The following is a 13,624-nucleotide window of genomic DNA, read 5'->3' on the forward strand; positions in this document are numbered from 1 at the left end:
CCTTTTCGACTCTTCGTAGACTCTAATTCCCGCTTCAATAGCTTCGGCAAGCATGCTCTCCCTAAGAACCACCGGAAAGTTTCCCACGACTGTAAAAGTCAAATCCAATTCTTTCTTTAACTGCACCTCTGCCGGAATTCTCCCTAAACCGTCAGCATTGCTTTCATATCTTCTATCAACGCTTATCAACTCAATCCTTTCGTAAACCGGGGAGTAAAAGAAGGAAAAGTAAACGTTAGCTCCGACTACATATTCTTGTATGAAAGCTTTCTCAATTTCCTCTTCACTTATCAACCCAGCATTGACGAACTTTTTCGCTTTCTCTTTAAAATCCTCGTAGCTTGTGGCGAGAAAGTATCCTTTTCCTCCCTTTGCTCCCGGATACTTCACTATAACAAGTCTATCAATTTCCTTCGGAGATTGAAAAGTTTTAGGCATTTTCAAGCCGGCATTTCTCAGCCACTTTTCTTGATTTTCTCTTTTGGTTTCCCACTCCATCAGAACTCTGTTTCCAAAAATAGGAACAAGCAGTTTATCAAACTTCCCTATGTAAGCGTTAAACGATCCGTGAGGAATGAGGATAGCATTTGCTTCCCTAAGTCTTTTCTGAACGCTTTCATCTAAGAGCTGTGTAAAATCCGAAACCTCCCAAATTTCGTCGGCAACACCGAAGGATTCGTAGATTACTCTCTCTCTTTTTCTTGCAATGCATATTGTTTTGAATCCCTCCTCTTTAGCTCCTTTGAGAATGTTAAGAGCCGAGTGACTCCCGAGTGTTGCGATCGAAATTTCATCTTTGTTGTAGTTTTTCAGAATCCCGAGTATTTTCTCCCTCACAATATCTCCTCCAGCTTTAACAGTCTTTCAAACTCTTCAACGGCAAATTTTTCGAGCTCCTCAATTTCTTCTCTTTTTATTCCTTTGAACCTCCCCTGAAGCTTTATGTATTTTTCTGCCGGAATTCTGTTTTCGTAAGCTTTTTTGCTAATCTCGGATATTCTAAGCTTGTTATCCTTCTCCCACAAAATCCAAAATAGAGATTGAACGGCAAGTCTCGCGATTTCTACAGTTAAGCCCGCTTCAAACTTCCAGCCTGGCGGGCAAGGGCAGTGAACGTGGAGAAGTCTAAACCCATCTTTTTCTCCAGCTTTCCCCATCTTCCTCCTTAGGTCTTTTACGTATCCTACCGAAGCTGTAGCTACGTAGCCGTAGTTGATTAAAGATAGCGAGACGCTTCTCCTATTTTCTCTCTTTCCAGCTGGATCGGTTGTCGTTTTTGCATATTTCGGCGTCGACGAGCTGCTCTGATTTCCGGTGTTCATGAAAGCTTCGTTGTCAACTATGACAACCATCACATCCTCGTTCCTCTCAGCAATAGCTTTTAGAGCAGTAAAGCTGATATCTGCTGCTCCATCACCCATCCAAGCTATCACGTTAGCTTTAATCCCAAGCTTTCTGTAACCTCTGCTCATTCCAGCTGCAACTGAGGGTGTGGAGGGAAATGGAACATGAACCACTGTAAGTTTCAAAGCCGAATTCGGATGAATTCCGGCTATAACAGTCGAGCAGCTTGCCGGCATTAGCACCACAGGATTTTCAATTTCATCAAGAGTTTTCATCGCTATCGTAATGGGACAACCATGGCAGCTTGCATTTCCCGGCAGAATCATGGGTACCACTCCACCTCTCCGATTTTTCCCGAAACAAATCTTCTGACCAATGCTTTTATCTCGGAGTAACCTATTTCGTAGCCTCCAAGAGCCGCTATAACGTTCTTAGCCTCAGGAATTATCCTTTTTATTTCTCCTCCCATCCCTCCGAATTTGTAGAGAGCTGAACGATCGACCACGAGAACGTCCCCAGAAATTTCTTTTAGTTCTTCTTCCGGGAGAGGTCTGAGAAACCTCAGCTTCAGCAAACCAATTTTCACACCTTCATCCCTCATTTCGTCTACAACATCTTTAAAATCCCCACTCCACCCTCCGTAGGTAACGATGACGTAATCTGCATCTTCCACTCTGTATTTTTCTGCCAAAGAGAAGTCTTCTCCAAGAAAACACCTACCAATCTTCTCTATTTTCCTCCTCGAATTTTCAAGGTCCTTCATTAACGTTTTCCTAGCTTTGTGCCTCGCATCGTTTACCGTTACAGCGTTAAGAGCAAATTCAGAGTTCGGAAGGATTTTATAAGCTTGCTTTCTCTTCGGAAGCTCCACATCCCTTACCTCTACAACTTCGGCGGTGTGACTGACCATAAACGCATCGTAACTAACTGAATAAGGAATGTTTAACTCCTCGCTGATGGGGAAGCCTATAAGCGTGAGGTCGAAGCACTCCTGAGCGTTTTCAGCCATGGAAATTATCCAACCCACATCCTTCAAAATCATAACATCCGAGTGATCGGAGTGAATGTTCCAAGGAGCTCCTATCGACCTTGTCGGAAGAGCCATAACGAGCGGAACTCTGGATCCGGCTACCCACCAGCACATCTCGTACATGTAAGCCAGACCGTGGCTTGATGTAGCGGTAAAAACTCTCGCTCCGGTTAAAGCAGCTCCGTAAACAACGGACAAAGCTGAATATTCCGATTCGACATTAACGAATTCGGAGTCAAGCACTCCCTCTGCAACAAACTCGGCTAATTTTTCCACGACTGGAGTCTGCGGGGTAATAGGGTAAGCGGCAATGACGTCTGGTTCAGCAATTTTAACTGCTTCAGCGACAGCCTGATTTCCGTTTAATAAAACTCTCTTTCCGCTTTTATAGCTTTCATCTTGCAGACGTTCTTGCATATCAAACACCCCTTGCAGTAGTCGTAATCTATCCAGATTTTGTCATCTCTCACCTCTATCACGTTCTCTGGGCAGTATTCGGAGCATTCCAAGCATAAAACGCAAAGCTCGTGATCAACTATCGGCTTAAAAACCCTCCACTCTCCTGTTTTTCCCGCTGACCCCACCTTAGGATGAGAGATGAGAGGATCTAACATTTGACCACCTCATAACCTCTTTTTGCAGCAAGAACGTTCTCGTTAACTTTGGAGGAGAATTCGCTCATTACGGCATACTTCAAACTACTCAAGCTAATTCCCAAAACTTTTGCAATAGCTCCGCTCATCGGAGAGCTTATGAGATACCATCCAGAGGAAACTAAGCCGAGTTCTTCTGCAATTTTATTAGCGTTTAAACAGCAAAAACCTTCTGCAAAGCCATTCAAAATCTTGATTTCCGCATAATCTTCTTCAACGAGTTTTTCATCGAAGTAAGCCACAATTTTTGGCTTTTCCACCTTTGTATGTCTTCTTATCGGTTTTTCATCAATTCTCAGATAAGAGTAAACTTTAGCCCCTCTCCTCTCCGCTCCAAACTGAGGAATTGCCTGGGAGTACAATCCCTCCTCCATAGCCGCTTTGGCGAGAATTCTGGCAGTAGTTACTCCACCCTGCCCACCCCTGCTAACTATCTTGACTTCGATCATCATTAGGAAAGCAAGATCACCGCTTTAAAAACGTTTATATTGTTTTTCGAAGAATCTTTTACGTGAAATTAATACTGGTAATAGACAGAGATGACGACATTGGAAGAAAAGCGAAAATTAAGACTCCGGTAATCGGGAGAGAAAACTGTTTGAATGCTGCGGTTAAATTAGCCCTTTCCGATCCAGAAGACAGTGACGTTAATGCAATTTTTCAGGCTGTAAGGCTGTACGATGAATTAAAAAATGCTGAGGTGGCAATAGTTTCCGGAGATGAGGCAGTTGGAGTCGTTTCTGATACGAAAATAGCGAAGGAACTCGATGAACTAAAAAAGCTCGTTAACGCTGAGAGCGTTATTGTTGTTACCGACGGATCAGAGGACGAGTTCGTACTACCAATAGTATCCTCAAGGTTCAAAATAGACGGAGTAAGCAGAGTGGTTGTTAAGCAGAGCAGAACGATAGAGAGCACCTATTACCTGATAAAAAAGCTCTTCGAAGATCCCAAAATTGCAAAAGCCACATTAGCTCCCCTCGGATTGATCTTAGTCGTTTACGCAATTTTAACTCTAACCGGAAAATCCTACATGGCTGCTGGAGGTGTGCTGCTAATATTCGGGCTTTACATGATCCTGAAAGCCTACGGGATGGAGAACTACGTTGAAGGGGTAATGGAAAACCTGAAAAAGTCTCTGCAGGAAGGAAAGATTACGTTCATAACCAACCTTACAGCCATACTGATCTTTATCGCCGGCCTCATTCAGGGATTCAACGAATTCTGGAAAATCTATACTCAACCCGTGGCTGCTGGAGTGATAATCTTAGCAACCTCCTTTGTCTATGGGGCGGTGTGGTGGATTGTCGGTGCTTCTCTTTTCGTCAGCTTCGGAAAGATTTTGGACGGTTTGCTCGAAGGAAAAAGCGTAAGAAGGATGCTCGCATCACCGTTCTTCATAATTTCAGCCGGACTTCTTTTCTACGGTTCGAGCGTATTAATTCTCTCTTGGAGCGGTTACTTCGAAGAGTTGCAGAGGAGAGCGATTTCCGACTTTCTGTATTCGATCTTCGGAGCGATCGTCCTATCTTTAATCGGAGTATTTATATCGAGAACTAAATAATTCCAAGCTCCTTTTTTAGTTCGCAAGCTTTACAGATTTCTCTTGCCGTAGGCTCACCGCAAATTTTGCATTCTCCAAGCTCTATTTGAGGATACATTTTGTGAAGGCAAGGCAAGAGCTCTTCAAAGCTTCGCATGATCGAGAACTTTCTCCCCGGGTATTTCTTCTCGAATTCGTAAATAAAGTCCCTAACAATCGCTCTTGCCGGAAATCTTGAATATGGGCATTCTTCCAAGCTAACTGGAAGGTTGTTGACTATAGCGTAGATTACAACCTCCTTCTCGTAGATCTCCCTCAAGGGTTTTATTCTGTAAACCAAACCTTTCTGAACTCTCTGCGGAACCAACCTTGCCAGTCTCTCTACATCCGCATTTAAGAAATTCAGCAAAATCGTCTGAGTTTCATCATCAAGATTGTGACCAGTCGCCAATTTAGTAGCTCCGAGTTCTTTAGCGGTTTTGTTTAACAAGTACTTTCTGAAAACTCCGCAGTAAGTACAAGCGTTTCTCTTTCCAAGTTCAACCATCTTGTCGAGGTTCAAACCAATTTCTTCTCTGAAAGAGACTACAACGTGTTCTATTCCCAAATCCCTACAAACTTTTTTCGCTATTTCCACAGTAGGTGGACGGTAGCCCTCTATCCCCTCGTCTATCGTTATGGCAACGAATTCGAGATCTCTCCTTTTTCCGTAAAGCTCCATCAAAGCGTGAGCGAGAGTAACGCTGTCCTTTCCACCGCTCATAGCCAAGGCAATCTTGTCGCCGCTCTCTATCATTTTGTACTTAGCTACAGCTCTCTTCACTCTTCTATAGAAATCCCTGAGGAAGTGCTTCTTACAGAGGTGCCTTGAGGAGTACCTTTGGTAGTACACCGCCTTTGAAGAGCAGAGGGAACACTGCACGAAACAGCTTTTATACAGATTGCATAAAAATGTCTCTGTGAAAGACCTTGCCAACGTTTATCTTTCTTTGAAAAAGCTCGACTGGAAAATTTTGGGAAGCATATTTAAGAACATGTGGGATTTCGAGTATGTTCCATCCCATGCGATAATTAGAGAGACGAACTTGAGCGAGGAGGAACTGGAAGCTAAGTTGAAAAGGCTCGCTTCGATGAGGCTTGTAGAAAATAAGTACACAGAGTACCTCGGAACCGCTTTTACTTTCAAAGGTTTGAGTGTTTACTCCCTAAAAAGGCTTGTTGCCGCTGGAAAAGTTGAACAGCTTGGAAGTTTAATCGGAGAAGGTAAGGAGAGCGTGGTTTACACCGTCATTTCCCAGGGAAAAGAAGCAGTTTTGAAATTCCACAGAGTGGGATATCCAAGCTTTAAAAAAGTCAAGGAAAAGAGGGACTACGGAACTTTGCATTACACAGTTTTGACGGTTAGATCAGCCAGAAGGGAGTTTCAGACATTAAAAAAGCTTTATAAACGAGTTTCAGTTCCAAAACCCATAGCTTGGGAGGGCAATGCTGTTCTGATGGAGCTTATAGATGCTAAGGAGCTTTACAAAGTTAGGCTCGAAAATCCGGAGGACGTCCTCGAAATGATACTCGAAGAGGTAAAGAAGATGTACGAACTCGGGGTAGTTCACGGAGACCTGAGCCAGTTCAACATTCTCGTAAATGAGGAGGGAATTTACTTTATAGACTTTCCTCAGTCGATGGAAGTAAGTGAAGACGGAAGCGAGGAGATTTTAAAGAGGGATGTGGAAAACATTTTGAAGTACTTCAAGAAAGCCTACGGCATAGAAAGAGATTTAAAGCAAACTCTCGAAGAGATCAAGAAGGGATGAAAGTATTTGGTGTGGATATAATCAAGAGAAACCCAGATGAGTTCGCTTTAGTGTACATCTCCGAAGATGGGGAGGAGAAAAAAGCTGTTTCGAAAAGCAAACTCCTGAGGATAATAAGAAAAGAAAGTCCAGATTACGTTGCGATAGATAACATAAGTGAGCTGTTTGAAAACAAAAACGATCTTCTCAATTTCCTTCACGCTTTTCCCCCTTCTACCAAGCTCGTTCAAGTGGCTGGTAAAGAACCTCTACCAAGGTTGGCAGCAAGATTTGGCTTGAAGATAAACGCAAGAAATCCCTTCGACGAAGCTAAAGCTTGTGCTTATCTCGTCACTCTTGGAATAGGGGAAATCGTCTCAGCTTTTAAAGACGAAACGGTAATAGTAGTTTCAAGAAATAGAAGCCCCGGAAAAGGTGGATGGAGGCAGAACAAGTACAGGAGAAGAATTCACGACATAGTTCGCTACTATTTCAGAGAAATAAAAGAGATCCTCGATAGTGCTGGGTTAAAGTATAGAGAGGAAGTAAAACACGGATACGGGGGAATTAGCAGCGGAAAATTCGTCGTTAACGCTCCGAGAGAGGAGGTCCCTATTAGACCCTTCAGAACGAGGGATGTAAGAGTCACGGTAACGGCTGTGGAAAAGGAAAAACTTGAGTTCGTTCCGCTAAGCAAAGTTAAGGAGTACCTGATAGTAGGAGTTGACCCCGGAACGACAACAGCTGTTGCAATCCTAAATCTTAAAGGTGAAATCCTCGATGTTAGAAGCGGGAAGGATATGAACTTACCGAGGCTCATAGAGCACGTGTTGTCTTTTGGTCATCCCGTTTTGATTGCAACAGACAAAAAAACTCCTCCGGACTTCGTTTTGAAAGTTAAAAAAGCCTTTCAAGCCACGCTGTACACGCCAAAGGACGATATAAGCATAAAAAGGAAACTCGCCCTCGTTAACAACTACAAATGCGAGAACGATCACGAGAGGGATGCGTTGGCAGCTGCTATGGAGGCTTACAGGCATTATAAGAACAAACTTGAGAACATCGAAAAGCGAGTTCCGGCTGGATACGACGTCGAGATGGTGAAAGCCGGTATAATCAAGGGGCTTACTCTTCAATCTATCCTTGAAAGAAAGGAGGCAAAAGTCAGGCAAAAAGAGGAAAGTACGGTAAGTTTAGAGGAAATCAGAAAGAGAGACAAAAAGATTCAGGAACTCGTGGAAGAGAATAAAATGCTCAGGGAGAAGATAGAGGAGCTGAAGAGAGAGGTCGAGAGACTCCAGATGAAGCTCTACACAATCTCAAGCGAGCAGTATGAAAAAATAAGAAGGGAGAACGTCTACAAATCTTTACAAAGCGAAATTGCCGAGCTCAGAAAAGAGATAAGAAGGAAGGACGAGGAAATCTCAAAATTAAAAGAGAAAATAGAGGAGCTGAAAAGAATCAGAAAACTCGGAATGGAGGGGTGGAAAGTTGTAAAAGTTTTGAGAAAGTTTACAAAGGATGAGATAGAGAGAGTCGAGAAAGAGTTCGGAATTGAAGAAGGAGACGTAATTTTAATCCTCGAATCTGGCGGAGGTGGAAAAAGCACCGCAGAAATCCTTGCTAAAAAGAGAGTTAAGGTCGTGTTCGCCTCTGGACTTTCCCATGTCGCCTACGATGTTCTCAAAGAAAACGGAATTCCAGTTATACCTCCAGAAAGAGTTGAAATGGAAGTTTTCGAGGACTTGGCTATGATCCATGCGAGAGAACTTGAGAAAATTTTGAAAGAGGCTATTGAAGAGATGAAAAAAGAAAGTTTCGAAAAGATTGAAAAACTCGTGGAAGAATACAGGAGTAAAAGATTCTTCGGATAATTGTGGTTTAGCAATTATCGTCCAGCCTAAGACGTCAAGTCTTGTTATTTATAAAAATGCGGGCTCGCCGGGAGTTGAACCCGGGTCCGGGGGTCCGAAGCCCCCGAGGATGTCCGCTACCCCACGAGCCCTCTGATGAGTTTTGCAAAGCTTAATAAAACACTTGCTATTAGCAAGCTAAATTCGACGCTAAGGGGGATCTGAAGTTTAATCGAGATACAAATTTTCGAAAAGGATATATTAACTTCCGCAAATTTCCTTTTAATCGCAATTAACGGGGTGAGTTTAATGGAACGCAAAATTAGGGTTCTTATCGCAAAACCGGGATTAGACGGTCACGACAGAGGAGCAAAAGTCGTTGCGAGAGCTTTAAGAGATGCTGGTTTTGAAGTCATCTACACCGGAATCAGAAGAACTCCAGCTGAGATTGCAGAGACGGCTTTACAAGAGGATGTAGATGTAGTTGGACTGAGTATTCTTAGCGGAGCACATCTTGAGCTTATCCCTTTAGTCATGGAAGAGTTAAAAAAGAGGGGTTTAGAGCCAAACAAAGACGTTCTCGTTCTTGTTGGAGGGATAATTCCCAAGGAAGACGTTCCGAAGCTTCAATCTATTGGAGTGGCTAAGGTTTTTGGTCCCGGAACCCCCCTTTACGAAATTATCGATTTCATTAAGGAGAACGTCAAAAAGCTTGAAAGGAAGGTGGTAACGTGATTAAAAAGATAGATCATATTGGTGTTGCTGTAAAAAACCTTGAGGAAGCTATTGAGCTATACAAAAAGCTTGGATTTGAGGTCAAAGGGATAGAAGAGATTGAAGATCAGAAAGTAAGGGTTGCGATGCTTCCGGTTGGAGAGAGCAAGATAGAGCTCATAGAGGCTACTTCTGAGGACAGCGCTGTGGCTAAGTTCATAGAAAAGAGAGGAGAGGGAATTCACCACATAGCGATAAACGTCGAGAACATCGAAAAAGCTTTGGAGAATGCGAAAAACAATGGACTTCAGCTCATCGATGAGAAGCCAAGAATTGGTGCGGGAGGAAAGAAAATAGCCTTCGTTCATCCTAAAAGCACCAAGGGAGTTTTGCTTGAGTTTGTGGAGGGATGACCTTGAGGAAAGAGTTAATTGAGGATCTCTACAAGAGGAAGGAAAGGATAAAACAAATGGGTGGAGATGAAAGGATAAAAAAGCAGCACGAACAAGGCAAGCTTACCGCAAGAGAAAGAATCGACCTTCTTTTGGATCCCGGAAGTTTTGTCGAGATAAATCCCTTCGTTGAGAAGAGAAACACAGATTTCGGATTGGACAAGATGTATTTACCGGCTGACGGAGTTATCACGGGATACGGAACAATCGACGGAAGACCCGTGGCTGTTTTTGCTCAGGATTTCACGGTAATGGGTGGAAGCCTTGGTGAAATGCATGGAATGAAGATCGCTTACCTTCTTGACTTCGCTGCAAAAGTTGGAATTCCGGTTATTGGCCTAAACGATTCCGGCGGAGCGAGGATTCAAGAAGGTGTCGACGCTTTAAAAGGCTACGGAGACATCTTTTACAGAAATACGATTTACAGCGGGGTAATTCCGCAGATCAGCGTGATAATGGGTCCATGCGCCGGAGGAGCTGTTTATTCTCCAGCTATAGGCGACTTTATAATAATGACGAAAAACGCCTCCTGCTACATGTTCATAACCGGTCCCAAAGTTATAAAAGAGGTTACCGGAGAAGACGTTACCCCCCAACAGCTTGGAGGTTGGGAAGCTCACGCGATGAAGAGTGGAAATTGTCACTTGGTTGCGGAAAACGATGAAGAGGCTTTAATGCTCGTAAGAAAGCTTGTAAGTTACTTACCTCTAAACAACCTTGAAGATCCGCCAGTAGTGAAAACAAACGACGATCCAGCGAGATTGACCCCAGAAATTAGCGAGATAATTCCCGACGACCCCATGAAGCCCTACGACGTTAGAGACGTTATAAGGGCTGTTGTCGACGAGGGAGAGTTTTTCGAAATTCACCCATTTTTCGCCCCCAACGCAGTCGTTGGCTTTGCAAGAATAGACGGTAAGACCGTTGGCATCGTTGCGAACAATCCGAAATATTACGCTGGAACGCTCGATGTTGACAGCAGCGATAAAATAGCGAGATTCGTTAGATTTTGCGATTGCTTCAACATACCGGTTGTAACTTTCGTGGACGTCCCTGGCTATTTGCCGGGAGTTCAGCAAGAGTACATGGGAATTATAAGGCACGGAGCAAAGGTGCTTTACGCTTATAGCGAAGCGACTGTGCCTTTGGTCACGATAATACTTAGAAAAGCCTACGGTGGAGCGTACTTGGCTATGGGAAGTAAGCACCTTGGAGCTGATTTCGTTTTCGCTTACCCGACAGCCGAGATAGCAGTTATGGGTCCGGAAGGAGCTGCTGAAATAGTTTTCAGGAAAGAAATAGCTGCTGCAGAAGATCCGGAAAAGGCAAAACAGGAGAAGATAAGAGAGTACAGAGAAAAATTCGCAAACCCATATAGAGCTGCTTCTCGTGGCTACATCGATGACGTGATCGATCCGAAGTACACGAGGGTTAAGATAATCTCGGCTTTGAGAATTTTGGAGACGAAAAGAGAGAAGCTTCCTCCCAAGAAGCACGGAAACATTCCCTTGTGAGGTGGTTTTATGAGTCCCGAAGAGTTTGCTGCCGCAATAGCTGCCATCCACAAGTATTTGAAAGACACAGCGGAAAGACCGATTGAGATAAGGAGAGAGGTTAGCTACTGGAAAATCCTTTCGAGGGTGATGCCATGAAGTATAAAATAAAGGTTAACGATAACGAGTACGAAGTTGAAGTTAGTGAAATCTCTCCGATGAAGTTTGAAGTCAGCGTGAACGGTAAGAAAGCTGTGATAGAGATCCTCGAAGAAGAGTTCAAAAGAATCGTTAAGGAAGCAAAAGTACCTTCTGCTGAGGTTGAAGTAAAAGAAGTTCCAAAGGTTGAGAAAACTGTCGTTGAAGGGAAAGAGATAAAGGCTGAAATGTCCGGAACGATAGTCAAAGTTCTCGTTAAAGAAGGGGAAGAAGTTAAAAGCGGACAGCCGGTTTTAATCCTCGAAGCGATGAAGATGGAAAACGAAGTAACTTCTCCTTTTTCGGGAGTGGTTAAGGAGGTAAGAGTAAAGGAAGGAGATAGAGTTAATGCCGGGCAGACTCTTGTAGTTATCGGTTGAGGGGGTGTTTCGTATGAATAAGAGAGAGTGGGAGGAGAAATACGTAAAACCCCTCCTCCAAAAAGCTCCAGAAAGAAAGAAGGAATTTAAAACTGCTTCAGGCTTCGTTGTGGACAGGGTTTACACTCCAGAGGATGTTGATATAGACTACGAAAAGAAGCTTGGATATCCCGGCGTTTATCCCTTCACAAGAGGAGTATATCCCACGATGTATAGAGGAAGAGTATGGACGATGAGACAGTACGCCGGATTTGGAACTGCTGAGGAAACTAACAAGAGGTACAAATACCTACTCTCTCAGGGGCAAACCGGATTGAGCGTCGCTTTCGATCTGCCAACTCAGATAGGATACGACTCCGACCATCCGATGGCTCTGGGAGAGGTTGGAAAGGTAGGTGTTGCCATAGACACTATAGAGGACATGCAGATACTTTTCGACGGGATTCCGCTGGATAAGGTCTCGACATCCATGACAATAAACTCCACAGCCGCTCAAATTCTCAGCATGTACATAGTGGTGGCTGAAATGCAAGGGGTTAGCAAGGAGCAGTTGAGAGGAACGGTTCAAAACGACATGCTCAAAGAGTACATAGCAAGAGGTACCTACATCTTCCCGCCGGAGCCGAGTTTAAGACTTGCGACTGACATAATAATGTACTGCGCTAAGGAGGTGCCGAAATGGAATTCCATCAGCATCTCAGGCTACCACATGGAAGAGGCAGGAGCAACTCCAGTACAAGAAGTTGCCTTCACCTTGGCAAATGGAATAGAGTACGTTCAGAGGGTTATAGACAGAGGAATGGATGTTGACGAATTTGCTCCTCGTTTAAGCTTCTTCTTCGCCGCCGGAAATAACCTGCTTGAGGAAGTCGCTAAATTTAGAGCAGCAAGAAGGCTTTGGGCGAGAATAATGAGGGAGAGATTTAACGCAAAGAATCCAAGATCGATGATGCTTCGTTTCCACGTGCAAACAGCAGGTTGCACTCTAACTGCTCAGCAACCGGAGAACAACATAGTCAGAGTTACCCTGCAAGCTTTGGCAGCTGTGTTGGGAGGATGCCAGAGCTTGCATACGAACAGCTACGACGAAGCTTTAAGCTTGCCTACCGAGAAGTCTGTGAGAATAGCTCTGAGAACGCAGCAGATAATAGCCGAGGAAAGCGGAGTTGCTGACGTGATAGATCCGCTGGGAGGTGCATATTACGTTGAATGGCTTACGGACAAGATAGAGGAGGAGGCTATGAAGTACATTGAGAAGATAGACGAAATGGGTGGAGTCGTGAAAGCCATTGAAAGCGGTTACATCCAGAGGGAAATACAAAAATCCGCTTACGAAAAGCAAAAAGCCATAGACAACGGAGAGCTTGTAGTCGTAGGCGTGAACAAGTACAAGATCGAAGAGGACATTCAGGTGGAGATTCTCAGAGTTGATGAGAGTGTCGTTAGAAAGCAGATAGAGAGGTTAAAGAAGTTCAGGAAGAACAGAGACAAGAGGAAAGTAGAAGAGGCTCTCGAAAAGTTGAAGAAAGCCGCGGAGAATCCAGACGAGAACTTAATGCCGTACTTCTTAGAGGCTGTTAGAGCTAAAGCCACACTCGGAGAAATGACCGACGCTTTGAGAGAAGTTTTTGGAGAGTACAGAGCTCCTCAGATATTCTGATGGACTTCACAATATTTTTTATTCCTCCAATTCTCGGAGCTTTTATCGGCTACTTTACGAATTTCGTAGCGGTTAAACTGCTTTTCCACCCAAAAGAGCCTAAAAAAGTTCTTTTTCTTGAAATTCAGGGATTGATACCCTCAAGAGCGAACGAAATAGCGAAAGCAATAGTTGAGGGACTTGAAAATTTCGTAACGGAAGAGGATTTTAAAGAGCTTATTAGAAACGCTTTGAAAAGAAGTTTGAGAAACAAGAAGAGCTATTTATCTTTTCTCGAAAGTTACGGAATACTGGACAGGCTCACAGATTACCTCTCAAAGGTTATCGACACCGGAGTTGAATACCTTTCGGACACAATAGCAAAAAACGTCGAGCTGAGGGAAATCGTGAAGAGGAAGGTTGAAGACTTTTCCTCTGAAGAAGCTGAAAAATTTATAAAGCAAGTGGCGGGAAAGGAGTTGAGGTTTATCGAGATTTCAGGAGCTGTTCTCGGATTTTTAATTGGATGCTTGCA

The 13,624-nt window shown here is 43.8% G+C and carries 16 protein-coding genes and 1 tRNA gene; 10 read left to right on the forward strand and 7 right to left on the reverse strand.

Annotation, left to right across the window (positions count from 1 at the left end; genetic code table 11):
- From F7C14_RS00055 to F7C14_RS00075, 5 genes are all read right to left on the reverse strand, one after another.
- On the reverse strand, positions 1–837 hold an 837-nt coding region (locus tag F7C14_RS00055), incomplete at its 3' end, for a formate--phosphoribosylaminoimidazolecarboxamide ligase (RefSeq protein WP_290898216.1).
- On the reverse strand, positions 834–1,670 hold the full coding sequence (locus F7C14_RS00060) for a thiamine pyrophosphate-dependent enzyme (RefSeq protein WP_290898219.1): 837 nt from the start codon (positions 1,668–1,670) through the stop codon (positions 834–836). The genes F7C14_RS00060 and F7C14_RS00055, both read right to left, overlap by 4 nt.
- Entirely contained in the window at positions 1,667–2,791 is a 1,125-nt protein-coding gene (locus F7C14_RS00065; RefSeq protein ID WP_290898223.1) for a pyruvate ferredoxin oxidoreductase, read from the reverse strand. Before F7C14_RS00065 ends, F7C14_RS00060 begins: the two co-directional genes overlap by 4 nt.
- Positions 2,737–2,988 carry a 4Fe-4S binding protein gene (locus F7C14_RS00070; RefSeq protein WP_290898226.1) on the reverse strand — a complete coding sequence of 84 codons (252 nt, stop codon included), beginning with the start codon at positions 2,986–2,988 and terminating at the stop codon, positions 2,737–2,739. Before F7C14_RS00070 ends, F7C14_RS00065 begins: the two co-directional genes overlap by 55 nt.
- A complete protein-coding gene (locus tag F7C14_RS00075) occupies positions 2,982–3,476 on the reverse strand; it encodes a 2-oxoacid:acceptor oxidoreductase family protein (RefSeq protein ID WP_290898229.1) in 495 nt (164 codons plus the stop codon). The genes F7C14_RS00070 and F7C14_RS00075 overlap by 7 nt, the downstream gene beginning before the upstream one ends.
- 62 nt (positions 3,477–3,538) lie before the next feature.
- On the opposite strand from F7C14_RS00075, the gene F7C14_RS00080 reads away from it, so the two are divergent.
- The gene (locus tag F7C14_RS00080) at positions 3,539–4,591 is read left to right on the forward strand and encodes a DUF373 family protein (protein ID WP_290898231.1); all 1,053 of its coding nucleotides are present in this window, start codon (positions 3,539–3,541) and stop codon (positions 4,589–4,591) included.
- Here the strand turns inward: F7C14_RS00080 and F7C14_RS00085 are convergent.
- Complete coding sequence (locus F7C14_RS00085; protein WP_290898234.1) at positions 4,584–5,492, reverse strand: TIGR00269 family protein; 909 nt, start codon at positions 5,490–5,492, stop codon at positions 4,584–4,586. The genes F7C14_RS00080 and F7C14_RS00085 overlap by 8 nt on opposite strands.
- Before the next feature lie 37 nt (positions 5,493–5,529).
- Here F7C14_RS00085 and F7C14_RS00090 point away from each other — a divergent pair, with 37 nt between their 5' ends.
- Both F7C14_RS00090 and F7C14_RS00095 read left to right on the forward strand, forming a co-directional pair.
- Complete coding sequence (locus F7C14_RS00090) at positions 5,530–6,381, forward strand: serine/threonine-protein kinase RIO2 (protein WP_290898237.1); 852 nt, start codon at positions 5,530–5,532, stop codon at positions 6,379–6,381.
- Positions 6,378–8,234 carry a DUF460 domain-containing protein gene (locus tag F7C14_RS00095; RefSeq protein WP_290898239.1) on the forward strand — a complete coding sequence of 619 codons (1,857 nt, stop codon included), beginning with the start codon at positions 6,378–6,380 and terminating at the stop codon, positions 8,232–8,234. Before F7C14_RS00090 ends, F7C14_RS00095 begins: the two co-directional genes overlap by 4 nt.
- A gap of 59 nt (positions 8,235–8,293) precedes the next feature.
- Here the strand turns inward: F7C14_RS00095 and F7C14_RS00100 are convergent.
- A tRNA-Arg gene (locus F7C14_RS00100) sits at positions 8,294–8,365 on the reverse strand.
- 157 nt (positions 8,366–8,522) lie between these two features.
- Between F7C14_RS00100 and F7C14_RS00105 the strand changes: the two genes are divergently transcribed.
- From F7C14_RS00105 to F7C14_RS00135, 7 genes are all read left to right on the forward strand, one after another.
- Positions 8,523–8,948, forward strand: coding sequence for a cobalamin B12-binding domain-containing protein (locus tag F7C14_RS00105; RefSeq protein ID WP_290898242.1), 426 nt, complete (start codon positions 8,523–8,525; stop codon positions 8,946–8,948).
- A complete protein-coding gene (gene mce, locus F7C14_RS00110) occupies positions 8,945–9,340 on the forward strand; it encodes a methylmalonyl-CoA epimerase (protein ID WP_290898244.1) in 396 nt (131 codons plus the stop codon). Before F7C14_RS00105 ends, mce begins: the two co-directional genes overlap by 4 nt.
- Positions 9,337–10,893, forward strand: a complete 1,557-nt coding sequence (locus F7C14_RS00115; RefSeq protein ID WP_290898247.1) for a carboxyl transferase domain-containing protein — start codon at positions 9,337–9,339, stop codon at positions 10,891–10,893. Before mce ends, F7C14_RS00115 begins: the two co-directional genes overlap by 4 nt.
- A gap of 9 nt (positions 10,894–10,902) precedes the next feature.
- On the forward strand, positions 10,903–11,031 hold the full coding sequence (locus F7C14_RS00120) for a hypothetical protein (RefSeq protein WP_290898249.1): 129 nt from the start codon (positions 10,903–10,905) through the stop codon (positions 11,029–11,031).
- Positions 11,028–11,450, forward strand: coding sequence for a biotin/lipoyl-containing protein (locus F7C14_RS00125; protein ID WP_290898252.1), 423 nt, complete (start codon positions 11,028–11,030; stop codon positions 11,448–11,450). The genes F7C14_RS00120 and F7C14_RS00125 overlap by 4 nt, the downstream gene beginning before the upstream one ends.
- Before the next feature lie 13 nt (positions 11,451–11,463).
- Positions 11,464–13,110, forward strand: a complete 1,647-nt coding sequence (locus F7C14_RS00130; RefSeq protein ID WP_290898255.1) for a methylmalonyl-CoA mutase family protein — start codon at positions 11,464–11,466, stop codon at positions 13,108–13,110.
- On the forward strand, positions 13,110–13,624 hold a 515-nt coding region (locus F7C14_RS00135; RefSeq protein ID WP_290898258.1), incomplete at its 3' end, for a DUF445 family protein. The genes F7C14_RS00130 and F7C14_RS00135, both read left to right, overlap by 1 nt.

The organism is Ferroglobus sp. (assembly GCF_015521575.1).
In the GTDB taxonomy this organism is placed as follows: Archaea; Halobacteriota; Archaeoglobi; order Archaeoglobales; family Archaeoglobaceae; genus Ferroglobus.